The organism is Hydrogenophaga flava NBRC 102514 (assembly GCF_001571145.1).
Lineage (GTDB): Bacteria > Pseudomonadota > Gammaproteobacteria > Burkholderiales > Burkholderiaceae_C > Hydrogenophaga > Hydrogenophaga flava.
The window spans coordinates 105,213-131,570 of record NZ_BCTF01000013.1 but is presented as its reverse complement, the minus strand read 5'-3'; the positions used below and the strand labels follow the sequence as shown (position 1 = coordinate 131,570).

Here is a 26,358-nt window from a genome sequence, read left to right as displayed (position 1 = left end):
CACCTCAAGCAAAAGGCCCGCGACCGCGGGCCTTTTGCTTTGTACCCGCAGATTCAGGCGAACGAGCCTTTGTACTGCTCGCGCAGCAGGTTCTTCTGAACCTTGCCCATGGTGTTGCGCGGCAGCTCGGCCACCACCACGCAGCGCTTGGGAATCTTGAAGTTGGCAAGTTTCGCCTTGAGTTCGGCGATCACTTGGTCCGGGTCCACCGTGACGCCGGGCTTGGTGATGATTACCGCCACGCCCACTTCGCCGAAGTCCGGGTGCGGCACGCCGATCACCGCGCTCTCGGCCACCCCAGGCATGTCGTTGATGTAGCCCTCGATCTCGGCCGGGTAGACGTTGTAGCCACCGGAGATGATCAGATCCTTACTGCGCCCGACAATGGTGACGTAGCCGCGATCGTCCACCTTGCCCACATCACCGGTCCTGAAGAAACCGTCGGCGGTGAACTCCTCGGCCGTCTTTTCGGGCATGCGCCAGTAGCCCTTGAACACGTTGGGTCCCTTGACCTGGATGCCACCGATCTCGCCTGGCGCCACCGCCTTGCCGTCGTCCTCCATCACGCGCAGGGTGACGCCCGGCAGCGGAAAGCCCACCGTGCCGCCGCGGCGCTCGGTTTGTCCCGGGTAACGCGGGTCTTCACCACAGGGGTTGGAGGTCAGCATCACCGTCTCGCTCATGCCATAGCGTTCCAGGATGGTGTGACCGGTGCGCTGCTGCCATTCGGTGAAAGTCTCGATCAGCAGTGGCGCGGAGCCCGAGATGAACAGGCGCATGTGCGCGGCCTGCGCCTTCGTCAGCGACGGTTCTGCCAGCATTCGCACGTACAGCGTGGGCACGCCCATGAAGACCGTGGCTTCGGGGAACTTGCTGATGGCCAGCTTCGGATCGAACTTGCTCAGCCAGATCATCTTGCTGCCATTGATGAGCGCGCCGTGGATGGCCACGAACAGGCCGTGCACGTGGAAGATGGGCAGCGCGTGGATCAGCACGTCGTCCTTCTGCCACTGCCAGTAGTCGCGCAGCATCAGCGCATTGCTGCGCATGTTGCCGTGCGTGAGCATGGCGCCCTTGCTGCGGCCGGTGGTGCCGCTGGTGTAGAGGATGGCGGCCAGGTCGTCGTCCTTGCGCACTGCTGGCGTGTGGCGGTCGCTGTGGTGAGCCGCGCGCTCCAGCAGGCTGCCCGTGCGGTCGTCGCCCAGCGTGAAGACGTATTGCGTGCCCGCGGTGAACGCGATCTTGCTGACCCAGCCATGGTTCTTCGGGCTGCAGACCACCACCGCAGGCTCGGCGTTGCCGATGAAGTACTCGATCTCGCCGCTCTGGTAGGCCGTGTTCAGCGGCAGGAACACATGACCGGCCCTGAGCGTGGCCAGGTACAGCACCATGGCCTCGACCGACTTTTCCACCTGCACTGCGATGCGCGAGGCCGGTGGCAGGTCCAGCGAGTCCAGCAGGTTGGCCACCATGGCGGTGGCGCGGTCCAGGTCGCGCCAGGAATAGGACAGGCCGTTGTCGGTCTCCACCGCGGTGCGGTCGAGGTCGGCGGGGAAGGCGTCGCGCAGCGCGACGAACAGGTTCTGGTTGCTCATGGTGTGGCGTGGGAGGTTCAGAAGTTCGGTGGCCGCTTGGCCAGGAAGGCGGCAATGCCTTCGCGGTGTTCGGCGCTGTCGGCGTAGTCGTAGGCGGAGGGCACCAGGGTTTCGGCGCCCTGCCCGCCCGCCAGCGCGCGCAAGGCCTGCTTGTTCAGGCGCGCGGCCTGCGGCGCCAGACGCGCGATGCGCAGGGCGCGTTGCTGGGCCTCGGCGGGTACGTCTGCGTCGTGCAGCACGGTGTGCAGGAAGCCGCGCGCGAGAAGGGTCGGTGCGTCCAGCACCGCGGCCTCCAGCAGCATCTGCCGTGCGGTGGCCAGGCCCACCTCGCGCGCCACCAGCTCGGCCTCGCGCGGCGCCATCGGAAAACCCAGCTTGGCGATCGGCGCACCAAAGCGCGCACCCTGCCCCGCCACGCGGATGTCGCAGCAGCTGGCGATTTCCACGCCCGCGCCCATGCAGTTGCCTTCAATCTGCGCGATCACGGGCAGGTCGCAGGCCAGCATGGCCGAGAGGCCGCCCCAGACGTCGTTCTCGTGGAAATCGCGCAGGCCGTCGGGGTGGAAACGGAAGTCGGTGTATTCGGCAATATCACCGCCCGCACAGAAGTGTCCGCCCTCGCCCGCCACCACCACCGCACGCACCTCGCTGCGCTGCTGCAGCTCGTTGAACACCCGCCGCAGCTCGCGCCACATCGCACGCGACATGGCGTTGAACTTGGACGGGTTGCTCAGGGTGACGCGGGCGATGGCGTCTTCAAGGTGCAGGCGGATGTGACCAGACATGGGCGGGACCGTGGCGACAGATCAGTCGAGTTTCGCGCCCGAGGCCTTGACCACCTGTGCCCACTTCTTGATCTCGGCCTTGATGAAGCCGTCGAACTGGGCGCCAGTGAGGTTGGGGAACTCGGCGCCTTGCGCCGCCCAGACCGTCTTGGCGTCGTCGGCCTGTACGGCCTTGCGGATCTCTTCAACGGCCCGCGCCTGCGCATCGGCCGGCGAGCCCTTGGGCGCCCAGATGCCGTACCAGGTGGTCACCGTGTAGTCGGGCAGACCCAGCTCGGCGGCACACGGCACATCGGGGAATGCCGGGCTGCGCTTGGTCCCCGACACCATCAGGGCCTTGATGCGACCACCCTTGATGTGGCCGGCCGACGAGCCCAGGCCGTCGAACATCATGTCCACGTTGCCGGCGATCAGGTCGTTGAGCGCAGGACCCGCGCCACGATACGGGATGTGGGTGATGAAGGTCTTGCTCTGCTGCTTGAACAGCTCGCCGGCCAGGTGGTGCGAGGTGCCGCCGCCAGCCGACCCATAGTTGAGCTTGCCGGGATTGGCCTTGATCTCGGCCAGGAAGGCCTTGAAGTCCATGTTGCCGTGCTTCTTGGCGTTGACCACCAGCACCTGCGGCACGCTGGCCACCAGGATCAGGGGCACCAGATCGCGTTCAAGGTCGTAGTCCAGCTTTGGGTACATGCTGGGCGCGATGGTGTGGTGCACCGCGCCCATGAACAGGGTGTAGCCGTCGGGCGCGGCCTTGGCCGCGATGCCCGCGCCCAGCGTACCGCCAGCGCCACCGCGGTTGTCGATCACCAGTGACTTGCCCGAGAGCTTGGTGAACTGGGCCGCCATCGGGCGCGCGAAGGCGTCGGTGCCACCGCCAGCCGGGAACGGCACGATCATCGTGACCGGCTTGGTCGGCCAGGTGCTCTGGGCATGGCCCACGGTGCCGTACACCGCGGCACCCGCCGCGACCGCGCGCAGCACATCGCGCCGCTTGAATCCTGTTGCTTGCATTGGTTTGTCTCCGTTGTGGTTGTGGTGAACATGTTTCGCGTCAGGGCAGCAGGTCCTTGATCGCCGGAGCGACGGGGATCTTGCCTTGCGCGAGCGCGGCCCGGTTGCGGTCGAGCTTCTTGAGATCGTAGAGGTAGTTGACCATCAGCCCATAGGACTGCTTGAGCCCCTTGGCCGACGGGTCTGCGGCCCAGTTCAGGCGCTCGACTCGGGCGCCGTTGCCCAGGTGGAAGCGCGCTACCGCATCCAGCGGCTTGCCATCCTGCAGTTCCTGGGCCAGGTAGCGCGCCGCCCACTGCTTGAGGGCCACGCGCGGGGGCGACTTCTCGACCAGATCCGGCGCCGCCTCCCAGGCCTGCAGCAACTCGGCAGGCGCGTGCTTGCCCAGCCAGGACCGCAGCCCGGGAATCGGTGAAAGCGTGGCGAAGGTCTTGAGGCGCGGAAACTCCTCGTGCAGGCACTCAACCACGCGCTTGATCAGCGAATCGCCGAAGCTCACACCGCGCAGGCCGGTCTGGGTGTTGCTGATGGAATAGAAGATAGCCGTGGTCGCACGGTCCAGGTCGGCCGGCGCGGCGGACTCGTCCAGCAGTGGCGTGATGCTGGCGGCGATCTCGTTGATCAGCGCCACCTCCACGAAGATCAGCGGCTCGCCCGGCAGGCGCGGGTGGAAGAAGCCGTAACAGCGGCGGTCGCTGTCCAGGCGGTTCTTCACGTCGCCCCAGCTGCGGATGTCGTGCACCGCCTCGTACTTGATCAGCTTCTCCACCAGCGACGCGGGCGAATCCCAGCTGATGCGGCGCAGCTCCAGAAAGCCGACATCGAACCAGGTGGAGAACATGTACTCCATCTCCACGTCCAGCGCGAGCAGGCGCTTGTCGGCCTTCAGCTGCGGCTGCATCTCGGCGCGCAGGTTGACCAGAAAAGGAATGCCATCCGGGTGGGCACTGAAGCGCTGCAGCAGGCGCCGGCGGGGCGACACGGTGGCGCGGCGGTACAGCACTTCGGCCGCGGCTTCGTCGGGTGTGCCCACCGCGGCGGCGTATTTCTGCTGCGCGGCCTTGACCTGCGCAGGGTCGGCCAGGAAGCGCTCGCTCATGAGCAGCCACAGATCGCGCCGATGGGCCGGTGAGGCAGTGGCGTACCAGTCAATCAGCTCGCCGGCGCGGCGGCCGCCCTCCACCTCGCTGACCAGCGGATCGACAATGCCCTTGAGCTCGTCCAGCTTCTGCCGCAGCGCGCGGGGCGACAGCGCCTCTTCGCCCTGGCGCAGGCGGGCCTTGAGCCGCTCGTGCGTGGAACGCGCGGGCGCTGGCTGGGGTGTCGCTGCCGGCGCACGCAGGCGGGAAACTCGTTCGCTCAGCCATTCCCTGGTGTTCATGCGGAGATCCTCGACGTGTGGAGACGGGCCAGGTCGCGCAGCGCCACGCGCTGGCGGGTCAGGTGGGTCCGCATGGCCGCCTCCGCCCCCTCGGCATCCCTGGCCTTGAGTGCGGCGTACACCGCCATGTGCTCCGACAGGCTTTGTTCCAGCCGGCCGGGTGCATGCAGTTGCTGCAGGCGCGCGAGCTTGACGATCTTGCGCAGGTCGCCGATCACCTGCGCCAGCCAGCGGTTGTTGGCCAGCACGATGATGGCCTCGTGAATCGCGAAGTTGGTTTCGTAGTACTCGGTGATGCGCTTGGCCTTGGCGCTGCGCTGCAGGCGGTCGTGCAGTTGCTCCAGTGCCGCCAGGTCGGCGTCGGTCGCGTTGTTGGCGGCCTCGAACGCGCACCGCCCTTCCAGAAGGGCGATGACCGGGAAAATCTCGTCCAGATCGCGCTCGGTGATTTCACTGACAAAGCAGCCGCGCCGCGGCTCGTGCCGCACCAGGCCTTCGGCCGTCAGCACCTTGAGCGCCTCGCGCAGCGGCGTGCGAGAGATCGACAGTTCCGCACAGAGTGCCGGCTCGTCGATGAAGCGTCCTGGCGCCAGATCACCCGCAAAGATGCGGTCGCGCAACTTGGCGGCCACTTCTTCGTGCAGGGAGTTGAGCACCAGTCGCATGAGGCGTTCGGAAGATCCGCTCCGTGATTACCTGTAATTACGGGTAATTCTAGAGAGGCTCCTTCCGGGCGCAAGCCCGTACAAACCCTCAGAAAACGTCGTGTGCGTTCAGCCGCGCCGGCCAGCCCAGACCCACAGCGCGGAGCCGCCCAGGATCATGGGCACACACAGCCATTGCCCCATGCTCATGCCCAGGGACAACAGGCCCAGGTGGGCATCCGGCTCCCGGAAAAACTCCGCAGTGAAGCGGAACAGGCCGTAGCCGAACAGGAAGGCGCCGCCCACCTGCCCCGTCGCTCGTGGCTTGCGCGCGTACCACCACAACAGCACAAACAGCAGCAAGCCTTCGAGCAGGAACTGGTAGACCTGCGAAGGGTGGCGCGGCAGGTCTCCCGCGCCACGGAAGACCATGGCCCAGGGCAGCGAGGGGTCAGCCACCCGCCCCCAGAGCTCCCCATTGATGAAGTTGCCCACCCGACCGGCCGCCAGACCGGTGGGCACGCAGGGCGCCACGAAGTCCATCACCTGCAACCAGGGACGCTGGCGGCTGCTCGCGTACCAGACCATCGCCACCAGCACGCCCAGCATGCCTCCGTGAAAGCTCATACCACCCTGCCAGACTGCAAAGACCTCCAGCGGGTGGCTCAGGTAGTAAGCAGGCTTGTAGAACAGGCAGTAGCCGATGCGCCCGCCCAGCACCACACCCATCACGCCCAGGAACAGGATGTCCTCGACATCCTTGCCCTCCCAGGGCCTGGGCGTGCGGATCGAGGCAAAAGGCTCATGCTTCAGGCGGGCACGCCCAAGCAGGATGAACAGCCCGAAGGCAGCGAGATAGGTCAGCCCATACCAATGAATGGCCAGCGGGCCAAGCTGCAGGGCGACGGGATCGATCTGGGGATGAATCAACATGGCCTGCGATTGTGCACGCAGGCCATGTCCCCTTCCGGTCAGTCCAGCATCGACAGATTGCGGACAGCACCCTTGTCGGCCGAGGTGGCCAGCAAGGCGTAGGCCTTGAGCGCAGCTGTCACCTTGCGCGGGCGCGGCTGGGCAGGCTTCCAGCCCTTGGCGTCCTGCTCGGCGCGGCGCTTGGCCAGTTCCTCGTCGCTCACCAGCACGTTGATGCTGCGGTTGGGGATGTCGATGCGGATGCGGTCGCCCTGGCGCACCAGACCGATGGCGCCACCGGCCGCGGCCTCGGGCGAGCAGTGACCGATTGACAGACCCGAAGTGCCACCAGAGAAGCGACCGTCGGTCAGCAGCGCACAGGCCTTGCCCAGTCCCTTGGACTTGATGTAGCTCGTGGGGTAGAGCATTTCCTGCATGCCGGGACCGCCCTTGGGACCCTCGTAGCGCACGATCACCACGTCACCGGCCTTGACCTTGTCGGCTAGGATCTCGGCCACCGCCTCGTCCTGGGACTCGGTGACATAGGCCGAACCCTCGAACACCAGGATGGACTCGTCCACGCCAGCCGTCTTCACCACGCAGCCGTCGAGCGCAATATTGCCGCGCAGCACCGCCAGACCGCCCTCTTTCGAGAACGCGTGGTCAAAGGAGCGGATGCAGCCTTCGGCCCGGTCCAGGTCGAGGCTGGGCCAGCGCGTGGACTGGCTGAACGCCACCTGCGTCGGAATACCGGCCGGGCCCGCCATGTAGAAGGTCTTGACCTCGTCGGACGGATTGCGCGCAATGTCCCACTGGTCCAGCGCGTCCTTCATCGTTTTGGCGTGGATGGTTGGCACGTCGGTGTGCAGCTTGCCCGCACGGTCCAGCTCGCCCAGGATGGCCATGATGCCGCCGGCCCGGTGCACGTCCTCTATGTGGTACTTGTTGGTGTTGGGAGCCACCTTGCACAGCTGCGGCACGACACGCGAGAGGCGGTCGATGTCGGTCATGGTGAAGTCGATGCCGGCCTCCTGCGCGATGGCCAGCAGGTGCAGGATGGTGTTGGTCGAGCCGCCCATGGCGATGTCGAGCGTGATCGCGTTCTCGAAGGCCTTGAAGCCCACCGAACGAGGCAGCACCGACTCGTCACCCTGTTCGTAGAAGCGCTCACACAGCGCCACGGCCGTGCGGCCCGCACGCTTGAACAGCTGCTCGCGGTCGGCGTGCGTGGCCACCACGGTACCGTTGCCCGGCAGCGCCAGGCCAAGCGCTTCGGCCAGGCAGTTCATGGAGTTGGCGGTGAACATGCCCGAGCAGGAGCCGCAGGTCGGGCAAGCCGAACGCTCGACCTCGGCCAGATCGGCTTCGCTCACCTTGCTGTCCACGGCCATCACCATCGCATCCACCAGGTCGAGCTTCTTGATCTCGATGGTCTGGGACTGCGGGTTGGCCAGCCGCACCTTGCCCGCCTCCATGGGACCGCCGGAGACAAACACCACAGGGATGTTCAGACGCATGGCGGCCATCAGCATGCCAGGGGTGATCTTGTCGCAGTTGGAGATGCATACCAGGGCGTCGGCGCAGTGGGCGTTGACCATGTATTCCACCGAGTCGGCGATCAGCTCGCGGCTGGGCAGCGAATAAAGCATGCCGTCGTGACCCATGGCGATGCCGTCGTCCACAGCAATGGTGTTGAACTCCTTGGCCACACCACCGGCGGCCTCGATCTCACGAGCCACCAGCTGCCCCAGATCCTTGAGGTGCACATGCCCCGGCACAAACTGCGTGAAGCTGTTGGCGATGGCGATGATGGGCTTGGCGAAATCGCCATCCTTCATGCCGGTGGCACGCCACAGGGCGCGGGCACCAGCCATGTTGCGGCCGGCGGTGGAAGTCTTGGAACGGTAAGCGGGCATGGGGTGGATGAAGTTGATGAACGGAATGCGGGCTGACAGCCTCAAATTATCCCGCAGGGCCCTGCACCCTGCACCTGAAAGCCCGGCCGGAGCAAGGGGGACGGGCAACCGTACGGTTCAGCGCTTGCGTGTCCGGATGCCGAGCGCCGCGCGCTGCTTGTCGATGCGCTCTTTCTTCTTCCTGTCCATCTTCTCCACTTCTTTGCGCTTGGTGTAGCCGGTGGTGTCGGCCCAGGCCCACCAGGCAACCGTCAAACCGAAAGGCACTGCGACCCACCACCATGACACGCCGGCCATGAAACCGATCTCCAGATACCTCATCAGCAACAGGGCAATTCCGACGGCCAACAAATACATCACACCCTCCAGTAAAGGTCCGATAAAGACGGGCAAACTTCTGTAAAGAAGCATGGGGCGTCCCCGATCGACTCGCTAGAATCGCGGCTCGTGAACTTCTCACTTCCACCCACGAGGACAACACCATGAAACGTGCTCTGATGATTATGGCTGCGATGGCCGCTATCTCCACCTCCGCCATGGCTGATCAGGCTCTGGCCACCGCCAAGAACTGCATGGCCTGCCATGCGGTCGACAAGAAGCTGGTTGGCCCCTCCTACAAGGATGTGGCCAAGAAGTACGCGGGCGACGCCAAAGCCGCCGACATGCTGGCCAGCAAGATCGTCAAGGGCGGTTCCGGCGTCTGGGGTGCGATTCCCATGCCGGCCAACACGCAAGTCAGCGAAGCCGAAGCCAAGAAACTGGCGGCCTGGGTGTTGAGCCTGAAGTAAGTCGCTTCGCACAGGACACACCAACAAAAAACCCGCTGGATTCCAGCGGGTTTTTTTCGCCCTGTGCCTTTTCGGGCACCAGGGCGGCTCCGAAAAAATCAGTTGTTTTCCGACAGCTGATCCAGGATCGCCGGGTTCTCGAGCGTGGAGGTGTCCTGGGTAATGGCCTCACCCTTGGCGATCGAACGCAGCAGGCGGCGCATGATCTTGCCCGAACGGGTTTTGGGCAGGTTGTCGCCGAAGCGGATGTCCTTGGGTTTGGCGATCGGACCGATCTCCTTGCCCACCCAGTCGCGCAGTTCCTTGGCGATGGCCTTGGCCTCATCACCGGTGGGACGCGAGCGCTTGAGTACCACGAAAGCCACGATGGCCTCACCGGTCAGATCGTCCGGACGACCCACCACGGCGGCCTCGGCCACCAGGTCGGTCTTGCCCACCAGGGCCGATTCGATTTCCATCGTGCCCATGCGGTGGCCCGACACGTTCAGCACGTCGTCGATGCGGCCGGTGATGCGGAAGTAGCCACGGTCGGCGCTGCGCACCGCACCGTCGCCGGCCAGATAGTAGCCCTTGAGCTCTTCGGGGAAGTAGCTCTTCTTGAAGCGCTCCGGGTCGCCCCAGATGGTGCGGATCATCGATGGCCACGGCTTCTTGACGACCAGGATGCCCCCCGCGCCGTTGGGCACGTCGTTGCCCGTCTCGTCGACGATGGCGGTGGTGATGCCCGGCAGCGGCAGCGTGCAGGAGCCCGGCACCAGCGGCGTGGCGCCCGGCAGCGGCGTGATCATGTGGCCGCCAGTCTCGGTCTGCCAGAAGGTGTCCACGATGGGGCAACGCTCGCCACCCACGTGCTTGTAGTACCACATCCAGGCTTCTGGGTTAATCGGCTCACCCACCGAGCCCATGAGGCGCAGGCTGGTCAGGTCCCAGTTCTTGGGGTGCACCTTTTCGTCGCCTTCGGCGGCCTTGATCAGCGAGCGGATGGCCGTCGGCGCGGTGTAGAAGATCGTGCACTTGTGCTTCTCGATCATCTGCCAGAAGCGGCCGGCGTTCGGGTAGGTGGGCACGCCTTCGAACACGATCTGGGTAGCGCCGGCGGCCAGCGGGCCGTAGGCCACGTAGCTGTGGCCGGTGATCCAGCCGATGTCGGCCGTGCACCAGAACACATCGTTGTCCTTCAGGTCGAAGGTCCAGTTCATCGTCAGGTTGGCCCACAGCAGGTAGCCGCCGGTGCTGTGCTGCACGCCCTTGGGCTTGCCGGTGGAACCGGAGGTGTAGAGCACGAACAGCGGGTGTTCGGCACCGACCATCTCGGCGGGGCATTCGGTGGACTGGCTGGCCATCACGTCGTGCATGAAGCTGTCGCGGCCAGCGACCATGTTCACCGCAGTCTGGGTGCGCTGGAAGACGATCACGTCCTTGATGGTTTCGCAACCGCCCATGGCAATGCCTTCGTCCACGATGGACTTCAGCGGCAGTTCCTTGCCACCGCGCAACTGGTAGTTGGCGGTGATCACGGCCACGGCGCCGGCGTCCTGGATGCGCTCCTGCAGCGCCTTGGCGGAGAAGCCACCGAACACCACGCTGTGGGTGGCGCCGATGCGGGCGCAGGCCTGCATGGCCACCACGCCTTCGATGGTCATGGGCATGTAGATGACCACGCGGTCACCCTTCTTCACGCCACGCGCCTTCAGCGCATTCGCAAACTGAGACACCTTGGCCAGCAGTTCCTTGTAGGTGACCTTGGTGACCTCGCCGCCGTCGGCTTCAAAAATGATCGCGGTCTTGTTCTCGACCGGTGTGCCCATGTGGCGGTCGAGGCAGTTGAACGAGGCGTTCAGTTCGCCGTCCTCGAACCACTTGTAGAACGGCTTGTTCGACTCGTCGAGCACCTTGGTGAAAGGCTTGCTCCAGGTCAGGGTCTCGCGGGCGCGCTGCGCCCAGAAGCCTTCGAAGTCTTTTTCGGCCTCGGCACACAGAGCGTTGTAGGCATCCATCCCCGAAATCCGGGCGGCCTTGCGGATGGCCTCGGACGGTTCGAAGACGCGGTTTTCGACCAAGGTGGATTCAATCGACGACGAAGGCGTGGACATGTACAGGTCTCCTCTGGGGTGGGGGAACAAAGAACCCGGCGAATGTGCGCAAGGGCTCTTACGAGCCACTTACATGGACTGGCGCATCCTGAGACCATTTGAAGAGACCCCGGCGGCGGGGGCTTCTACAATTCCGCACAGTGCGCAAGCCCTGAGCCAGCGCGAGTCTAATCCCTACCCTGCCCATGAGCGACCCCGTCAAAACCCCCGGATCCACGCGTGCCCTGCCCAACCTGATTTTCGCCAGCCGCTGGCTGCAGCTGCCGCTTTACATCGGGCTGATCGCGGCACAGGCCATCTATGTTTTCCACTTCTGGGTGGAGCTGGTTCACCTGATCGAAGCGGCCTTCGGCAACCAGAACGCGCTTGCAGCCCTGGTCAAGAGCATCGGCTACAAGGACGGCTTTGAGGTCACCGCCCTGAACGAGACCATCATCATGCTGGTGGTGCTGGCGCTGATCGACGTGGTGATGATCAGCAACCTGCTGATCATGGTGATCGTTGGCGGCTACGAAACCTTCGTCAGCCGCATGCACTTGGAAAACCACCCCGATCAGCCGGAGTGGCTGAGCCACGTCAACGCCTCGGTACTCAAGGTCAAGCTGGCCACCGCCATCATCGGCATCAGCTCGATCCACCTGCTCAAGACCTTCATCAACGCCGCCAACTACTCGGAGCAGGTACTGATGTGGCAGACCATCATCCACGTGGTCTTCCTGCTCAGCGCCATGGCGATTGCCGCCACCGACCGCATCATGCACCCGGTGGCCGAAAAAACCGATCACTGATCCGATTGCCTCCAAGAACCATCCCCGGAAACGCCCCATGACCACCATCCGCCAGAACGACCTCATCGAGTCGATTGCCGCCGCCCTGCAGTACATCAGCTACTACCACCCGGCCGACTACATCGCGCACCTGGCACGTGCCTACGAGCGCGAGCAGAGCGCGGCCGCCAAGGACGCCATCGCGCAGATCCTGACCAACAGCCGCATGTGCGCCGAAGGCAGGCGCCCGATCTGCCAGGACACGGGCATCGTCAACGTGTTCCTCAAGATCGGCATGGACGTGAAGTGGGAAGGCTTCACTGGCAGCATCCAGGAAGCCATCGACGAAGGTGTGCGCCGCGGCTACAACAACCCCGACAACAAGCTGCGCGCCTCGGTCCTGTCTGACCCGATCTTTGAACGCAAGAACACCAAGGACAACACGCCGGCCGTGGTGTTCATGGAGGTGGTGCCCGGTGACAAGGTCGACGTCATCGTCGCAGCCAAGGGTGGCGGTTCCGAGAACAAGTCCAAGGTATATATGCTCAACCCCAGCGACAACATCGTCGACTGGGTGCTCAAGACCGTGCAGACCATGGGCGCTGGCTGGTGCCCGCCGGGCATGCTGGGCATCGGCGTCGGCGGCACTGCTGAGAAAGCAGCGCTGCTCGCCAAGGAAGCGCTGATGGATGACATTGACATGTACGAGCTGCTGCAGCGCGGTCCGCAGAACAAGCTCGAAGAGCTGCGCATCGAGCTGTACGAAAAGGTCAACGCACTGGGCATCGGCGCCCAGGGCCTCGGCGGCCTGACCACCGTGCTCGACGTCAAGATCAAGACCTACCCGACACACGCCGCGTCCAAGCCCATTGCGATGATCCCGAACTGCGCAGCCACGCGCCACGCCCACTTCGTGATGGACGGCTCCGGCCCGGTCTACATGGACCCACCCAGCCTCGACCTGTGGCCCAACGTGCACTGGGCGCCGGACTACAACAAGTCCAAGCGCGTCGACCTCAACACCCTGACCAAGGAAGAAGTGGCCAGCTGGAAACCAGGCCAGACCCTGCTGCTCAACGGCAAGATGCTCACCGGCCGCGATGCCGCACACAAACGCATCCAGGACATGCTGGCCAAGGGCGAGCAACTTCCGGTGGACTTCACCAACCGCGTCATCTACTACGTCGGCCCGGTCGATCCGGTGCGCGAGGAAGTGGTCGGCCCGGCCGGCCCGACCACTGCCACCCGCATGGACAAGTTCACCCGCATGATGCTGGAGAAGACCGGCCTCATCGCCATGGTCGGCAAGGCCGAGCGTGGCCCGACCGCCATCGAGGCCATCAAGGATGCGAAGAGCGCCTATCTGATGGCCGTGGGTGGCAGCGCCTACCTGGTCTCCAAGGCCATCAAGGCCGCCAAGGTGGTGGGCTTCGCCGACCTGGGCATGGAAGCCATCTACGAGTTCGACGTGGTCGACATGCCGGTGACTGTCGCGGTCGACGCCGGCGGCACCAGTGCCCACGTCACGGGTCCTGCCGAGTGGGAAAAGCGCATCGCCACCGGCAAGTTCAAAGGCATCACGGTCGCTGCCGCTTGAAAACGATCGGTGTGTTCGACAGCGGCGTCGGGGGCCTGAGCGTGCTGCGCGCGCTGCTGGCCGAGATGCCACAGGTGCACTTCGTGTACCTCGCTGACGGCGCCCACGCGCCCTATGGCGAACGAAACCCGCAGCAGATCGCGGAGCGCGCCCACCGGATCACGGAGGGCCTGCGCCATCACTTCGGCATCGACGCCCTGGTGGTGGCCTGCAATACCGCCACAGCGCTGGCCATCGAGGGCCTGCGAGCGGAGCACGCAGACTGGCCCATCGTGGGAGTCGAACCAGCGCTCAAACCCGCGGCCGCCCTCACACGAACCGGTCACGTGGGTGTAATGGCCACGCGAGGGACGGTCGAGAGCGAACGCTACGCCCGGCTGCGACAGCGCCTGGAAAGCAGCTCAGACTCACCGCTCCACTTCAGCAGCCAGGCCTGTGACGGGCTGGCCGATGCCATCGAGCGTGACGACAAAGTCACCATACAAAGCCTCTGCAAGCGCTACTGGGAGGCGCTCAAGGCCGACCGGGAGGATCTACCGGCCATCGACACCCTGGTACTGGGTTGCACCCACTACCTCTTCGCCGCCGACGTGCTTCGTGCACTGACTGGCCCGGAAGTCGCGCTGGTCGAGACCGGTGTCCCGGTGGCCAAACGCACACAGGCGGTGCTGAAAGAATTGCCCGACCGCCCGCACGCCTCTGGCTCGCTCCCTGGCGTCACGTTGCTGTCGACCGGTGACCCGGAGCCGCTGGCCCGCGCGGCTCACCGGTGGCTGGGACTGAATGTTCCAGGTCAGCAATTCATCTGCTGAGCCCACCCATGCAAGAGCCAGGGCTCAGGCTTCGGCCGCCAACGCAGCCCGTCGGCCGCGCTCGACATCCACCCGCTGCAACAACAGCCATCCGATCACGAACAGGACTGCGGTGGAGGCGATCGCCAGTCGCTGGTTGCCACCCGTTCCCCAGGCGATGATTCCATAAGTCAGCGGCCCGATGATGCTGGCCAGCCGGGTGGCAAAGGTCCACAGACCATAGAACTCCGCCAGCTGCGCCGCGGGTGCAAACAATCCCGCCATCGCCCGCCCCGCGGACTGGCTGGACCCCATGCACAGACCGGCGATGGCCGCTGCGTACCAGAATCCCCCTTTGGTCGTCGTGAGGGCTGCGATCACGCAAGTCGCGACCCAGCCCAGCAGCGTCACGCTCAAGGCAAGCTTGTGACCGATCCGGTCCTGCCAATGGCCAAAGGCGAAGGCACCGACAGCCGCCGCAATGTTCAGCACAAAGATCAGCACCATGGTCTCCTGCTGCACGAAACCGATGACCTGCTCTGCGTAGATGGCGGCCAGCGCGATCGTGACGGCCACACCGCCCTGGTAGGCCACCGCACAGGCCAACAACCACATGAAGTCGCGGTATTGGCGGGCTCTGCGGTAGGTCGTCAGCAACTGAGCCCAGGCCTGCCCCAGTCCACCGCCGGAATGGCGGACCGCGCGCTCACGCAGCCAGACGAACGTGCACAAGGACGCAATAGAAAACACGCCCGCCGTGATCCACATGGTCTTTGGAACGAACTGGGTCGCGGGCTCACCAGCCGCCTGCGACTGGATCACCACCACCAGGCTCAGCCCCAGCGCCAGCATGCCGCCGAGGTAGCCAAAACTCCAGCCCCAGCCGCTGACCCGCCCCAGTGCCTCCGGGCGTGCCAGCTCCGGGAGGAACGCCGCGCTCAACGACTCGCCCCACGAGAAGAACACGTTGGACAACACGATGAGGAGAACACCCAATGCGACCTCCCCCGGCCCCACTTGTGACAACCCCATCGTCGACGCGACGCACCCCACTGTGCTGACAGCCAGCAGACGCTTTTTGGCACCATGGCGGTCGGCCCACGCGCCCACCACCGGCATGGTGAGCATCACGATGGCGTAGGAGAGGCTCAGGCTCGCCGTCCACGCGAACGTCGCCCAAGACGCACCACCGGCCACGGCCCCCACGAAATAGGCAGAAAAAACGGCCGTGAGAACAACCGTTGTGTATCCAGAGTTGGCGAAGTCGTACATGGCCCATGCCCACACCTCGCGCTTGCGCACGCCAGGGTTCAAGGCACCGGCCGCCGCCTGGGACATGCGTCAGTGAAGGTGGCGCGGCTTGCGCCCTCCCCCATGCCCGGATGACCCACCATGGCCACGGGGAGGGCGACCCAGCTGCATCGAGTTCACCAGGGCATCAAACCGCTGGTTGAACAGGCGGTCAATCGAGGCCACCACATCGTTGAGCTCCGATGCATCGAAATGCCGCTCCATGATGTGGACCACGTCCTGAACCAGCAGATCGCGCTGGACCTGCATGATCGCCGCTGGCGTCGGGCCCACGAAGCACATCATGAAGTCGTCGCGCGCCTCTTCATCTTCGGGCGCCTCCTCTTCGTCGAACTCGGTATCGTAGAAGGACACCTCGATCGGGGCACCGGAAGAGGCGATTTCATTCAGGCCCATGCAGGCCTCTTCGATCACCTGCCGGAAGTCCTCGTCACCGGGGACCGTCCAGCACATCTGCAGCACATGCTCTTGCGCATCAAAGCGGATACCCGGCTCGTCCTCGTAGGCACTCTCGGCAGCAGCGGCCAGGGAACGGGCGCCAGCGTACTGCCAAAGAGGCTTGAGCGCGTCCTGAATCTGGGCGTAGGCCACATCCTCGCGCAGAGGAACATCCCCATGCACATGGATTTCAAAAGGCGCGTTGTATCGGGTCATGGAAACTCACTGTAGCGGCGAAAGCGCCCCACGCATAGTCGGGCGGTGGGCGTGGTGCCTCGAACCGGAATCGAACCGGTACGACCGGTTAGGGTCGGCGGATTTTAAGTCCGCTGTGTCTACCAATTTCACCATCGAGGCGAACTGCGGGCCATTGTCGCAGGTTCATTCTGGGGCCACTCCGGCAGGCCGAGGGACAGAGCCTTTGAATGTCTGACAGACATGCATCGAACCAAAGAAAAAAGGGAAGCGGTGCTTCCCTTTTTCTGATGAATGGAGCGGGAAACGAGGTTCGAACTCGCGACCTCAACCCTGGCAAGGTTGCGCTCTACCAACTGAGCTATTCCCGCAAAAATTCCAGTGTGACTGGAGGCGCGATCCGGAGTCGAACCGGACTAGACGGATTTGCAATCCGTTGCATAACCGCTTTGCTATCGCGCCCGATTCACCGACGCGAAGACCGCGTTGATGCAACCGACAAAAAAGGGAAGCCGGGCTTCCCTTTTTAAACTGGAGCGGGAAACGAGGTTCGAACTCGCGACCTCAACCTTGGCAAGGTTGCGCTCTACCAACTGAGCTATTCCCGCATGTTTCTGACGTTTGGTGATGTTCGTCAGAAGCTGAAATTCTAGCGCAAAAAACGAGTCTTTTTCAAGACCCACGTATTTTTTGCTCAGTGCTTGACTGCTCCAGGAGCAGGCGCGGGGGCACTCCCTGCGGCTGCGGCCACTTGAGCCGCCACCTCTTCATCGGTCAAGGGCACCGGCTGCCGCTCCAAGGCGATGGACAACACCTTGTCGATCCATTTGACCGGAACGATCTCGAGCCCTTGCTTGACGTTGTCGGGTATCTCGGCAAGGTCCTTGACGTTTTCTTCAGGAATGATGACCGTCTTGATGCCACCACGGAGCGCGGCCAGCATCTTTTCCTTCAAGCCACCGATTGCCGTGACCTCACCCCGAAGGGTGATCTCCCCGGTCATCGCGACATCGGCGCGGACCGGTATACCGGTGAGCGCCGACACCAGCGCGGTGGTCATGGCCGCCCCTGCGCTGGGGCCGTCCTTCGGCGTGGCGCCATCAGGGACGTGGATGTGAATGTCGCGCTTGTCGAACTGCTCATCCTTGATGCCCAGCTGCCGGGCACGGCTGCGAACCACGGTGCGCGCAGCCTCCACAGACTCCTTCATCACATCACCCAGCGAGCCGGTGCGGATGGTGCCGCCCTTGCCGGGCATGCTGGCGACCTCGATGGTCAGCAGATCGCCGCCCACTTCGGTCCACGCAAGTCCCACAACCTGACCCACCTGGTTCTGTTGCTCGACCCGGCCATACGTGTACTTGCGCACACCCAGGAAGTCGCTCAAGTTATCGGCGTCGACCACCACTGTGGGGGTGTATTTTTTGAGCAGCAAGCCCTTGACCACCTTGCGGCAGATCTTGGAGAGCTCGCGCTCGAGCGAACGCACACCGGCCTCGCGGGTGTAGTAGCGAACGATATCCCTTACCGCCTCTTCCTTGACCTCCAGCTCGCCATCGCGAATGCCATTGTTCTTCACCTGCTTGGGAAGCAGATAGCGCATGGCAATATTGGTTTTTTCGTCTTCCGTGTAGCCGGAAAGACGGATCACTTCCATGCGGTCCAGCAGGGCCGGCGGGATGTTCATCGAGTTGGACGTCGCCACGAACATCACGTCCGACAGATCGAAATCGACCTCGACGTAGTGGTCACCGAAGGTGTGGTTCTGCTCGGGATCGAGCACCTCCAGCAGGGCTGACGACGGGTCGCCCCGGAAGTCGGTGCCCAGCTTGTCGATTTCATCCAGCAGGAACAGAGGATTGCGAGTACCCACCTTGGACAGGCTCTGAAGCACCTTGCCGGGCATGGCGCCGATGTAGGTACGGCGGTGCCCGCGGATCTCGGCCTCGTCTCGCATACCACCCAGCGCCATGCGCACGTACTTGCGCCCGGTGGCCTTGGCCACCGACTGACTGAGCGAGGTCTTGCCCACGCCCGGAGGTCCGACGAGGCACAGGATCGGTGCCTTAACCTTGTCCACGCGCTGCTGCACCGCGAGGTACTCAAGAATCCGGTCCTTGACCTTCTCCAGACCATAGTGGTCTTCGTTCAGGACTCCCTCGGCAAACGCCAGATCGTGCTTGATCTTGGTCTTCTTGCTCCAGGGCAATGCCACCAGCGCGTCGATGTAGTTGCGCACCACCGTGGCCTCCGCCGACATGGGCGACATCAGCTTGAGCTTCTTGAACTCTGCCTCTGCCTTCTTGCGCGCTTCGGCAGGCATCTTGGCCGCCTTGATCTTCTTCTCGATTTCCTCGATGTCGGCGCCCTCTTCGCCTTCGCCAAGCTCCTTCTGGATCGCCTTGACCTGCTCGTTGAGGTAGAAGTCGCGCTGGTTCTTCTCCATCTGGCGCTTGACGCGACCACGGATTTTCTTGTCAACGTTCAGGATGTCGACCTCGCGCTCGAGCTGCTCGAACAGGTTCTCCAGCCGCTTGTTGATCGGATCAAGATCCAGCACCACCTGCTTGGACTCCAGCTTCAGAGGCAGGTGCGCGGCGATGGTGTCGGCCAGGCGACCCGGATCGTCGATGCTGGAGATCGAGGTCAGGATCTCGGACGGAATCTTCTTGTTCAGTTTGACGTACTGGTCAAACTGCTGCATCACGGCGCGGCGCAGCGCTTCGAGTTCGTTGGTCTGTGTGGCAGAGCGCTCCTGTGCCGGATCGATCGGTGTGACGTGGGCCACGAAGTGGCTTTCACCGTCCACGATCGACAGCACCTTGGCGCGCTGGACTCCCTCCACCAGCACCTTGACGGTGCCGTCTGGCAGCTTGAGCATCTGCAGAATGGTGGCGACACAGCCCATCTCGAACATGTCGTCCGTGGAAGGCTCGTCCTTGGCGGCGGCTTTCTGTGCCACCAGCATGATGCGGCGCTCGGCTTCCATCGCCGCCTCCAGCGCCTTGATACTCTTGGGGCGACCGACAAACAGCGGAATCACCATGTGGGGAAAGACCACCACATCGCGCAAAGGCAACAGTGGCAGGTCTACAGGCGTGCTGGGCAGGGGGACTTGTCCGGACATTTCAGACCTCTAGATGTTTGACGGGCGAAAGCGGGTGTCGCATACCGCTTGCTCTCGCCCTCTCGACGCACGCAATCAGGCCTGCTTGGCCGCCTCGCGGTACACCAGCAGGGGGGGCTTGTTTTCTTCGATGGTGGACTCGTCGACCACCACCTTCTCCACGTTGCTCATCCCCGGCAACTCGAACATGGTGTCGATCAGGGCGTTTTCCAGTATGGAACGCAGGCCCCGGGCACCGGTTTTTCGCGCCAGCGCCTTGCGGGCGATGGCTTTGAGCGCCGCGGGTCGCACTTCGAGATCGGCTCCTTCCATCGCCAGCAGCCGGGAAAACTGCTTGACCACCGCGTTCTTGGGTTCGGTGAGGATTTCGACCAGCGCGTCCTCGCTGAGCTCGGCCAGACTCGCAATCACAGGCAGTCGCCCAACCAGCTCCGGGATCAACCCGAACTTGATCAGGTCTTCCGGCTCGATGTCCTTGAAGGCTTCTGTCAGGCTGCGCTGCTGCTTGCTCCTGACGACCGCGCCAAAGCCCATGCCAGACGCCTCGGTGCGGTTCTCGATGATCTTCTCGAGACCTGCGAACGCGCCGCCACAGATGAACAGGATGCTGGTGGTGTCGACTTGCAGGAAATCCTGATTGGGGTGCTTGCGGCCGCCCTGTGGCGGCACGCTGGCCATGGTGCCCTCGACCAGCTTGAGCAGTGCCTGCTGAACCCCCTCACCCGACACGTCGCGGGTGATCGATGGGTTGCCCGACTTGCGCGTGATCTTGTCGATCTCGTCGATGTAGACGATGCCTTGCTGCGCGCGCTCAACGTCGTAGTTGCAGCTCTGCAGCAGCTTGGCCACGATGTTCTCGACGTCCTCGCCGACATAGCCGGCCTCGGTCAATGTGGTGGCATCGGCCATGACGAACGGCACATTGAGCATGCGCGCCATGGTCTGGGCCAGCAGTGTCTTGCCAGAGCCGGTGGGCCCGATCAGCAGGATGTTGCTCTTGGCCAGCTCGACGTCGTCCTTGCGAGCGGACTGCTTGTGCCGCAGGCGCTTGTAGTGGTTGTAGACCGCCACCGCAAGAGCACGCTTGGCAGCTTCCTGACCGATCACGTAGCTGTCGAGATTGTTTTTGAGGTCTGCTGGCGTGGGCAGGTCGTCGGGCGCGGTCTTGACCGATTCCAGTCCGGGCAGTTCATCACGAATGATGTCGTTGCAAAGGTCGATGCATTCATCGCAAATGAACACCGACGGTCCCGCAATGAGCTTCTTCACCTCATGCTGGCTTTTGCCGCAGAACGAGCAATAGAGTGCCTTTTCGCCGGAAGCGGCTTTTTTGTCGGCCATGGTCTGGAGGTGGGACTACCTAGTGGGAAAGTTGGAAACAATGATAGATCAAGCCCGCCGGGCCCGAAACCAAGGAAAAGGACCCCATTCAGGGCGAAATCCGCCGTCAGAAGGCCTCTTTTCCATGATGGTCTTGGCTGCGAAACCGATCAGCCCGCCACGGGACGCTTGTCGATCACCTTGTCGATCAGTCCGTACTCGGCCGACTCGGCTGCCGACAGGTAATAGTCACGCTCGGTGTCTCGCTCGATTTTTTCCAGCGGCTGGCCGGTGCGCTCGGCCAGGATCTTGTTCAACTGCTCGCGGGTCTTGAGGATCTCGCGGGCATGGATCTCGATCTCGGTGGCCTGGCCCTGGGTGCCGCCCAGCGGCTGGTGGATCATGATCTTGGAGTTGGGCAATGCAAATCGCTTGCCCTTGGCGCCGGCGGCCAGCAAAAACGCGCCCATACTGGCTGCCATGCCGGTGCACAGCGTCGACACATCGGGCTTGATGAAGTTCATGGTGTCGAAGATCGCCATGCCGGCGCTGACCGAGCCGCCCGGGGAGTTGATGTAGAAGGAAATGTCCTTGTCCGGATTTTCGCTTTCCAGGAACAGCAACTGCGCCACCACCAGATTGGCCGACTGGTCATTGACCGGGCCCACCAGGAAGATCACGCGCCCCTTGAGCAGGCGCGAATAGATGTCGTAGGCGCGCTCGCCACGCCCCGACTGCTCGATCACCATGGGCACCATGCCCAGACCCTGAATGTCCATTGCGCTCATGCGTTTCTCCAATGTGTGAATGCTTGAATGTCACTACTGTAACCAACCCGACAAAGCCGCGATCATGGCGTCGGTTTTGCCCAGGGCTTGCATATGGCGTGCCCGTGGCAAAACACAAGGTAGGCCCAAAACAAGAAGGGCGGATCGCTCCGCCCTTCTTATGCCCTGTCACGGCGACAAGCGCCGCGCAGACCCTCAGGCCTGGCCCATCAACTCGTCAAAACCGACTGCCTTGTCGGTGACCTTGGCCCGGGACAGCACGAACTCGGTGACGTTGTTCTCGATCACCACGGCTTCCACCTCGGCCATGCGGCGGTTGTCGCTGGTGTACCAGCGCACCACATCGGCCGGCTTTTCGTACGAAGAAGCCAGCTCTTCGATGTGGGCCTTGATCTGCTCAGGCTTGGCGTGCAGCTCGTGCGCACGCACCAGCTCGGCCACTACCAGACCCAGGCGCACGCGGCGCTCGGCCTGCTCCTGGAACAGCTCGGCAGGAATCGGGGCCTTGTCGGCATCCTTGATGCCGCGCTGCTTGAGGTCGGCACGGGCGCCTTCCAACAGCCGGTCGACTTCGGACTGCACCACCGACTTCGGCAGATCCAGCTCGGCCTTGGCCACCAGGGCGTCCATCACAGCCTGCTTGTTGCGGGCCTGGACGCGGAACTTGACTTCGCGCTCGAGGTTCTTCTTGATGTCGGCGCGCAGGGCTTCGACCGTGCCATCGGCAATGCCCAGCGACTTGGCCAGGGCCTCGTCCACCTCGGGCAGGTGGGCGGCTTCGATCTTGTTGACCGTCACCAGGAAGTCCGCGGTTTTTCCAGCCACGTCCTTGCCGTGGTAGTCGGCCGGGAACGGCAGCGGGAAGGTCTTGGACTCGCCGGCCTTCATGCCGCGCACGGCGTCTTCGAACTCCTTGAGCATCTGGCCGTCGCCGACGATGAACTGGAACCCTTCGGCCTTGCCGCCTTCGAAAGCCTCGCCGTCGATCTTGCCGGCGAAGTCGATGGTCACGCGATCACCATCGGCGGCGGCCTGGTCGGCAGCGCGCTGGGCGAAGGTGCGGCGCTGCTTGCGCAGGATGTCCAGCGTGCGGTCGATCGCCGCGTCGCTCACTTCCGTGCTGATCTTTTCGATCTCGGCGGTCGACAGATCGCCGATCTTCACCTCGGGATAGACCTCGAACACCGCATCGAAAGTCAGCTGGCCTTCGGGAGCGCCTTCTTTCTCGGTGATCTGGGGCTGGCCGGCCACGCGCAGCTTGGCTTCGCCAGCGGCGTTGGCGAAGGCCTCACCGACCTTGTCGTTCATGACCTCGTAGTGCACCGAGTAGCCGTAGCGCTGGGCCACGACGTTCATGGGCACCTTGCCCGGACGGAAACCGTCCATCTTCACATCGCGGGCCAGGCGCTTGAGGCGCTTGGCCACTTCGTTCTGGATCACGTCGGCCGGCAGCGTCAGGGTGATCTTGCGCTCCAGCTTCTCCAGGGTTTCAACGGTCACGGTCATGGTTATCTCCAATCAGGAAAGCGGTCGACCAGCGAGGCCGGCCGGTGAGGATCTGTCTGTCGGTTCTGTGGTGCGCGGGGGGGGACTCGAACCCCCACACCATTGCTGGCGTCAGGACCTAAACCTGGTGCGTCTACCAATTTCGCCACCCGCGCGCCTGACATGCGGCGCCCACAGGCGACCACCTGGATGCACGGGCGCCGCCGACGGCAACCTTCTATTGTATCCGTGCTCAGGCGTCCTTCCGGACCCGGAACCAGGCAGCGTACATCGCCGGCAATGCCAGCAGCGTGAGCACGGTCGCGACGATCAGTCCGCCCATGATGGCCACCGCCATCGGCCCCCAGAACACACTGCGCGAGAGCGGGATCATGGCCAGCACGGCCGCCGCGGCGGTCAGCACAATTGGCCGCATGCGGCGCACCGCGGCCTCGACGACGGCGTCCCAGGCCGGCACGCCGCGGGCACGGTCCTGCTCGATCTGGTCGATCAGGATCACCGAGTTGCGCTGGATCATGCCCATGAGCGCGATCACGCCCAGCAGTGCCACGAAGCCGAACGGACGCCCCAGCAGCAGCAGCGCACCGGCCACGCCGGCCATGCCCAGCGGCCCGGTCAAGAACACCAGCAGCGAGCGGCTGAAGCTTTGCAGCTGCAGCATCAACAGGGTGAAGGTGATGAACAGCATGATGGGCATGCCAGCGGCAATCGACGATGAGCCCTTGCTGCTCTCCTCCACCGCGCCCGCCACCTGCACGTGGTAACCGGTCAGGCCCTTCGCCAGCCAGCCGGCCTCGGCTTGGCGCAGCGCTGGCAGCAGCTCGGCGGTCACGGTGGCACCCTGCAGACCCTCGACCACATCGCCCTGCACCGTGATTGCGTAGTCGCGGTTTTCGCGCCACATCACGCCCGGCTCCCAGCCGAACACCGGCTTCGCGATCTGCGACAGCGGGATGCTCTTGCCGCTGGCGGTCGGGATGTAGGCGTTGTCCAGGCTGGTGATCGCGTCGCGCTCGGACAGCGGCTGGCGAAGCACGATGTCGATCAGCTTGTCACCGTCGCGGTACTGGCCCACGGTGCTGCCGCTGAGGATGGTGCGGGTCGCGTTGGCGATGGACTGGCTGGACACGCCCAGCGCCCTCGCCTTGGTCTGGTCGACCTCCAGTCGCAGGGCCTTGACCGATTCGTTCCAGTTGTCGTTGACGCCACGCATGCTGGGACTGGCCCGCATCAGGCCCTTGACCTCGTCGGCCAGCCCGCGCAAAACCGCCGGATCTGTGCCCACCACGCGAAACTGCACCGGGTAAGGCACCGGAGGCCCGTTGGGCAGCAGTTTCACCCGCCCGCGCACCTCGGGAAACTCGGTGGCCAGCAGCTCGGGCAGCGCCTTGCGGATGCGCTCGCGGGCCGCCAGGTCCTCGGGCAGGAGGATCATCTGGGAGACGTTGGTCTGCGGGAAGATCTGGTCCAGCGGCAGGTAGAAGCGCGGCACACCCGAACCCACCCAGGTGCTGACGCTAAGCACGCCAGGCTCACGGGCCAGCCGGGTCTCGACGCGCCGCGCCACCTCGTCCGTGGCCGCAATGCTGGCGCCCTCGGGCAGCCAGATGTCGACCAGCACCTCGGGCCTGGCCGAGTCGGGGAAGAACTGCTGCTGCACCTGGCCCATGCCGGCCATGCCCAACACAAAGGTGGCAATGGTCAAGCCAATCGTGATCCAGCGGTGCTCGACACACCAGTTCACCAGGGCCCTGAATTTCACATAGAAGGGACCGTCGAACACCTCGTGCGCCGGCCCGGTGTGGGCCTTGACCTTGAGCAGCCGCACCCCCAGGTAAGGCACGAACATCACGGCCACCACCCAGGAGATCACCAGCGCCGCGACAGTCACGGCGAAGATCGCGAAGGTGTATTCACCCACCGCCGAATTGGCCAGCCCGATCGGCAGGAAGCCGGCGGCCGTGATCAGCGTGCCGGTGAGCATGGGCATCGCGGTCGCGTCCCAGGTGAAGGTGGCCGCCTTCATCATGGAATGGCCCTCCTCCAGCTTGCGCACCATCATCTCGACCGCGATGATTGCGTCGTCCACCAGCAGACCCAGCGCGATGATCAGCGAGCCCAGCGAGATCTTGTGCAGGCCGATGTTCCAGTAGCGCATGGCCAGGAAGGTGATCGCCAGCACCAGCGGAATGGTGATCAGCACCACCAGACCGGGTCGCATGTCCAGCACATAGCGGCGCAGGCCGGTGCCGCCCTCGCGGCGGTGCAGGCCCAGGCTCACGAAGCTGACCGCCAGCACAATCAGCACCGCCTCGATCAGCACCTTGACGAACTCGTTGACCGAACGACTGACGGCACTGGGCTGGTCCTGCACCTGCACCAGTTCCATGCCCGCCGGCAGATGCCCGCGGATGTCGGCCAGCGCGGTCTCCAGCGCCTGGCCCAGCGCGATGATGTCACCGCCCTTGGTCATGGAAATACCCAGTGCGATACTGTCCAGACCGTTGTGGCGCACCAGCACCTGCGGCGGGTCGATGTAGCCCTGGCGGATCTGCGCGATGTCGCCCAGTCGCAGCTGCGTGCCGTTGGCGGCGCGGATGGGCATGGCCCGCAACTGCTCGACCGAGCCGAAGGCCCCTGCCACGCGCACCTGCAGAACATCGTGCGGCGCCTGCACGTTACCGGCCGACTCCACCGCGTTCTGCTGGCCCAGTGCCGCCAGCACCTGCTGCATGTCCAGACCCAGGGTGGCCAGTCGCTGGTGCGAGATCTCGATGAAGAGTTTCTCCTCCTGCACGCCGAACAGCTCGACCTTGTTCACGTCCTTCACGCGCAGCAGCTTCTGACGCACCTCGTCGGCCACACGCTTGGTTTCGGCCGGAGAAAAACCCTGGCCCTGCAGCGCGTAGATGACCCCGAACACGTCGCCGAACTCGTCGTTGAAGAACGGCCCGATCACACCCTGCGGCAGGGTTGCCCGGATGTCGCCCACCTTCTTGCGCACCGTGTACCAGGTCTGCGGGATCTCCGAAGCCGGCGAGTTGTCACGCACCTGGAACAGGATCAGGGTCTCGCCCGGCTTGGAGTAGCTGCGGATCTTGTCGGCGTAAGGCACCTCCTGCAGCGTCTTCTCGATGCGGTCGGCGACCTGTTCGGACACTTCCTGCGCGGTGGCGCCCGGCCAGTAGGCGCGCACCACCATGGCACGGAAGGTGAACGGCGGGTCTTCGTCCTGCCCGAGCTGGAAGTAGGCCGCGATGCCCAGCAGCATCAGCACGATCATCAGGTAGCGGGTGAAGGCCTGGTGGTCCAGCGCCCACTGGGACAGGTTCATGCGCGAGATCCAGGAATCCTGCGCGTCGGAGGGGTTGGGATGGCTCTGGCTCATCGTCC

General features: G+C 64.1%; 20 protein-coding genes and 5 tRNA genes. 4 read left to right on the top strand and 21 right to left on the bottom strand.

Annotated elements, in window-relative coordinates:
* Positions 1-53 precede the first annotated feature (53 nt).
* From HFL01S_RS13005 to HFL01S_RS12970, 8 genes are all read right to left on the bottom strand, one after another.
* On the bottom strand, positions 54-1,595 hold the full coding sequence (locus HFL01S_RS13005) for a malonate--CoA ligase (RefSeq protein ID WP_066259064.1): 1,542 nt from the start codon (positions 1,593-1,595) through the stop codon (positions 54-56).
* A 17-nt stretch (positions 1,596-1,612) separates the two neighbouring features.
* Positions 1,613-2,380, bottom strand: a complete 768-nt coding sequence (locus tag HFL01S_RS13000; RefSeq protein ID WP_066259062.1) for an enoyl-CoA hydratase/isomerase family protein — start codon at positions 2,378-2,380, stop codon at positions 1,613-1,615.
* A gap of 21 nt (positions 2,381-2,401) precedes the next feature.
* Entirely contained in the window at positions 2,402-3,391 is a 990-nt protein-coding gene (locus HFL01S_RS12995; protein WP_066259060.1) for a Bug family tripartite tricarboxylate transporter substrate binding protein, read from the bottom strand.
* Positions 3,392-3,431: 40 nt separating this feature from the next.
* On the bottom strand, positions 3,432-4,772 hold the full coding sequence (locus tag HFL01S_RS12990) for a malonyl-CoA decarboxylase domain-containing protein (RefSeq protein WP_066259055.1): 1,341 nt from the start codon (positions 4,770-4,772) through the stop codon (positions 3,432-3,434).
* Positions 4,769-5,437, bottom strand: coding sequence for a GntR family transcriptional regulator (locus tag HFL01S_RS12985; RefSeq protein ID WP_066259053.1), 669 nt, complete (start codon positions 5,435-5,437; stop codon positions 4,769-4,771). Before HFL01S_RS12985 ends, HFL01S_RS12990 begins: the two co-directional genes overlap by 4 nt.
* 108 nt (positions 5,438-5,545) lie before the next feature.
* Positions 5,546-6,349 carry a prolipoprotein diacylglyceryl transferase gene (gene lgt, locus HFL01S_RS12980; protein WP_066259051.1) on the bottom strand — a complete coding sequence of 268 codons (804 nt, stop codon included), beginning with the start codon at positions 6,347-6,349 and terminating at the stop codon, positions 5,546-5,548.
* A gap of 38 nt (positions 6,350-6,387) precedes the next feature.
* Positions 6,388-8,244 (bottom strand): dihydroxy-acid dehydratase, encoded by a 1,857-nt coding sequence (gene ilvD / locus HFL01S_RS12975; RefSeq protein WP_066259124.1) that lies wholly within the window; start codon positions 8,242-8,244, stop codon positions 6,388-6,390.
* A gap of 117 nt (positions 8,245-8,361) precedes the next feature.
* Positions 8,362-8,601, bottom strand: a complete 240-nt coding sequence (locus HFL01S_RS12970) for a TIGR04438 family Trp-rich protein (protein ID WP_066259048.1) — start codon at positions 8,599-8,601, stop codon at positions 8,362-8,364.
* Between the two features lie 125 nt (positions 8,602-8,726).
* On the opposite strand from HFL01S_RS12970, the gene HFL01S_RS12965 reads away from it, so the two are divergent.
* Complete coding sequence (locus tag HFL01S_RS12965; RefSeq protein WP_066259045.1) at positions 8,727-9,032, top strand: c-type cytochrome; 306 nt, start codon at positions 8,727-8,729, stop codon at positions 9,030-9,032.
* A gap of 98 nt (positions 9,033-9,130) precedes the next feature.
* On the opposite strand, the gene acs is transcribed toward HFL01S_RS12965, so the two are convergent.
* Complete coding sequence (acs, locus tag HFL01S_RS12960; protein WP_066259043.1) at positions 9,131-11,125, bottom strand: acetate--CoA ligase; 1,995 nt, start codon at positions 11,123-11,125, stop codon at positions 9,131-9,133.
* Positions 11,126-11,310: 185 nt separating this feature from the next.
* On the opposite strand from acs, the gene HFL01S_RS12955 reads away from it, so the two are divergent.
* The 3 genes from HFL01S_RS12955 to murI are packed head-to-tail and all read left to right on the top strand — an operon-like array spanning position 11,311 to position 14,301.
* Positions 11,311-11,913: a TIGR00645 family protein gene (locus HFL01S_RS12955; protein WP_066259040.1), complete on the top strand. Its 603-nt coding sequence runs from the start codon at positions 11,311-11,313 to the stop codon at positions 11,911-11,913.
* Between the two features lie 37 nt (positions 11,914-11,950).
* Positions 11,951-13,489, top strand: coding sequence for a fumarate hydratase (locus tag HFL01S_RS12950; protein WP_066259035.1), 1,539 nt, complete (start codon positions 11,951-11,953; stop codon positions 13,487-13,489).
* Positions 13,486-14,301, top strand: a complete 816-nt coding sequence (gene murI / locus HFL01S_RS12945) for a glutamate racemase (RefSeq protein WP_066259033.1) — start codon at positions 13,486-13,488, stop codon at positions 14,299-14,301. The genes HFL01S_RS12950 and murI overlap by 4 nt, the downstream gene beginning before the upstream one ends.
* Positions 14,302-14,325: 24 nt before the next feature.
* On the opposite strand, the gene HFL01S_RS12940 is transcribed toward murI, so the two are convergent.
* The 12 genes from HFL01S_RS12940 to HFL01S_RS12885 form a co-directional block, all read right to left on the bottom strand.
* A complete protein-coding gene (locus HFL01S_RS12940; RefSeq protein WP_066259030.1) occupies positions 14,326-15,618 on the bottom strand; it encodes an MFS transporter in 1,293 nt (430 codons plus the stop codon).
* 3 nt (positions 15,619-15,621) lie between these two features.
* Positions 15,622-16,245: a DUF6806 family protein gene (locus HFL01S_RS12935; protein ID WP_066259028.1), complete on the bottom strand. Its 624-nt coding sequence runs from the start codon at positions 16,243-16,245 to the stop codon at positions 15,622-15,624.
* A gap of 52 nt (positions 16,246-16,297) precedes the next feature.
* Positions 16,298-16,386, bottom strand: a tRNA-Leu gene (locus HFL01S_RS12930).
* Positions 16,387-16,519: 133 nt separating this feature from the next.
* A tRNA-Gly gene (locus HFL01S_RS12925) sits at positions 16,520-16,595 on the bottom strand.
* 17 nt (positions 16,596-16,612) lie between these two features.
* A tRNA-Cys gene (locus HFL01S_RS12920) sits at positions 16,613-16,686 on the bottom strand.
* 70 nt (positions 16,687-16,756) lie between these two features.
* Positions 16,757-16,832, bottom strand: a tRNA-Gly gene (locus tag HFL01S_RS12915).
* Between the two features lie 86 nt (positions 16,833-16,918).
* Positions 16,919-19,351 carry an endopeptidase La gene (lon, locus tag HFL01S_RS12910; protein ID WP_066259025.1) on the bottom strand — a complete coding sequence of 811 codons (2,433 nt, stop codon included), beginning with the start codon at positions 19,349-19,351 and terminating at the stop codon, positions 16,919-16,921.
* Between the two features lie 75 nt (positions 19,352-19,426).
* The gene (gene clpX / locus HFL01S_RS12905) at positions 19,427-20,692 is read right to left on the bottom strand and encodes an ATP-dependent Clp protease ATP-binding subunit ClpX (RefSeq protein WP_066259022.1); all 1,266 of its coding nucleotides are present in this window, start codon (positions 20,690-20,692) and stop codon (positions 19,427-19,429) included.
* Between the two features lie 149 nt (positions 20,693-20,841).
* Entirely contained in the window at positions 20,842-21,459 is a 618-nt protein-coding gene (gene clpP / locus HFL01S_RS12900; protein WP_066259020.1) for an ATP-dependent Clp endopeptidase proteolytic subunit ClpP, read from the bottom strand.
* Between the two features lie 195 nt (positions 21,460-21,654).
* A complete protein-coding gene (gene tig / locus HFL01S_RS12895) occupies positions 21,655-22,965 on the bottom strand; it encodes a trigger factor (protein ID WP_066259015.1) in 1,311 nt (436 codons plus the stop codon).
* Positions 22,966-23,033: 68 nt separating this feature from the next.
* Positions 23,034-23,120: transfer RNA gene (locus HFL01S_RS12890), tRNA-Leu, on the bottom strand.
* Between the two features lie 77 nt (positions 23,121-23,197).
* Positions 23,198-26,353 carry an efflux RND transporter permease subunit gene (locus HFL01S_RS12885; protein WP_066259013.1) on the bottom strand — a complete coding sequence of 1,052 codons (3,156 nt, stop codon included), beginning with the start codon at positions 26,351-26,353 and terminating at the stop codon, positions 23,198-23,200.
* Positions 26,354-26,358 lie beyond the last annotated feature (5 nt).

Excerpts from the sequence above, each read along its gene's own strand:
- HFL01S_RS12940 (WP_066259030.1), bottom strand. The coding sequence starts at position 15,618 with ATGTCCCAGGCGGCGGCCGGTGCCTTGAACCCTGGCGTGCGCAAGCGC.
- HFL01S_RS12885 (WP_066259013.1), bottom strand. The coding sequence starts at position 26,353 with ATGAGCCAGAGCCATCCCAACCCCTCCGACGCGCAGGATTCCTGGATC.
- HFL01S_RS12985 (WP_066259053.1), bottom strand. The coding sequence starts at position 5,437 with ATGCGACTGGTGCTCAACTCCCTGCACGAAGAAGTGGCCGCCAAGTTG.
- clpX (WP_066259022.1), bottom strand. The coding sequence starts at position 20,692 with ATGGCCGACAAAAAAGCCGCTTCCGGCGAAAAGGCACTCTATTGCTCG.
- tig (WP_066259015.1), bottom strand. The coding sequence starts at position 22,965 with ATGACCGTGACCGTTGAAACCCTGGAGAAGCTGGAGCGCAAGATCACC.
- HFL01S_RS12990 (WP_066259055.1), bottom strand. The coding sequence starts at position 4,772 with ATGAACACCAGGGAATGGCTGAGCGAACGAGTTTCCCGCCTGCGTGCG.
- HFL01S_RS12965 (WP_066259045.1), top strand. The coding sequence starts at position 8,727 with ATGAAACGTGCTCTGATGATTATGGCTGCGATGGCCGCTATCTCCACC.
- HFL01S_RS12950 (WP_066259035.1), top strand. The coding sequence starts at position 11,951 with ATGACCACCATCCGCCAGAACGACCTCATCGAGTCGATTGCCGCCGCC.
- HFL01S_RS13000 (WP_066259062.1), bottom strand. The coding sequence starts at position 2,380 with ATGTCTGGTCACATCCGCCTGCACCTTGAAGACGCCATCGCCCGCGTC.
- lon (WP_066259025.1), bottom strand. The coding sequence starts at position 19,351 with ATGTCCGGACAAGTCCCCCTGCCCAGCACGCCTGTAGACCTGCCACTG.
- clpP (WP_066259020.1), bottom strand. The coding sequence starts at position 21,459 with ATGAGCGCAATGGACATTCAGGGTCTGGGCATGGTGCCCATGGTGATC.
- HFL01S_RS12935 (WP_066259028.1), bottom strand. The coding sequence starts at position 16,245 with ATGACCCGATACAACGCGCCTTTTGAAATCCATGTGCATGGGGATGTT.
- HFL01S_RS12970 (WP_066259048.1), bottom strand. The coding sequence starts at position 8,601 with ATGTATTTGTTGGCCGTCGGAATTGCCCTGTTGCTGATGAGGTATCTG.
- HFL01S_RS13005 (WP_066259064.1), bottom strand. The coding sequence starts at position 1,595 with ATGAGCAACCAGAACCTGTTCGTCGCGCTGCGCGACGCCTTCCCCGCC.
- HFL01S_RS12955 (WP_066259040.1), top strand. The coding sequence starts at position 11,311 with ATGAGCGACCCCGTCAAAACCCCCGGATCCACGCGTGCCCTGCCCAAC.
- HFL01S_RS12995 (WP_066259060.1), bottom strand. The coding sequence starts at position 3,391 with ATGCAAGCAACAGGATTCAAGCGGCGCGATGTGCTGCGCGCGGTCGCG.
- acs (WP_066259043.1), bottom strand. The coding sequence starts at position 11,125 with ATGTCCACGCCTTCGTCGTCGATTGAATCCACCTTGGTCGAAAACCGC.
- ilvD (WP_066259124.1), bottom strand. The coding sequence starts at position 8,244 with ATGCCCGCTTACCGTTCCAAGACTTCCACCGCCGGCCGCAACATGGCT.
- lgt (WP_066259051.1), bottom strand. The coding sequence starts at position 6,349 with ATGTTGATTCATCCCCAGATCGATCCCGTCGCCCTGCAGCTTGGCCCG.